Annotated in this window: 2 pseudogenes; one reads left to right on the top strand and one right to left on the bottom strand. The window is 59.4% G+C overall.

Going from position 1 to position 397, the window contains the following annotated elements:
* A pseudogene (locus tag EOA29_RS42595) lies at positions 1-202 on the top strand (FAD-dependent oxidoreductase); the annotation flags it as partial.
* On the opposite strand, the pseudogene EOA29_RS42040 reads toward EOA29_RS42595, so the two are convergent.
* Positions 199-397: pseudogene (locus EOA29_RS42040) on the bottom strand (hypothetical protein); the annotation flags it as partial. The pseudogenes EOA29_RS42595 and EOA29_RS42040 overlap by 4 nt on opposite strands.

Genomic DNA, 397 nt, shown 5'->3' on the forward strand with positions numbered 1-397 from the left:
CGCCTATAACTACGACTGGGTGAATCTAAAGATCATAGATGCTAACGGCACTCCAGTCCAACAGCGCGGCGTCACCCCTTGCCCGGGAGTTTATTTTCTTGGACTTCACTGGATGCACACGTTCCGGTCGGCCGTCCTATCCTTCGTCGGGCGTGACGCGGCTTACATCGCCGATCACATTGAGAGCTTGGCGCCGATTTAGATGGTGAGCGCCAGCCTGCGAGATAGTTGGCGGTTGAGTTCGCCAGTGGCAATGCGCATGACGCGGACAGCGTTGCCGATCACGTCGGCTGGTCGCTTCTGGGGTGCGGGCAGGATCCGCGCGACGACCGAGATGAGGCGCAAAGCTGTCATGTCGTCTTTGGGGCCGTGTATGGACGGCTCTCCGTTGGCAAGG

Source organism: Mesorhizobium sp. M1E.F.Ca.ET.063.01.1.1, assembly GCF_003998155.1.
Classification (GTDB): Bacteria; Pseudomonadota; Alphaproteobacteria; order Rhizobiales; family Rhizobiaceae; genus Mesorhizobium.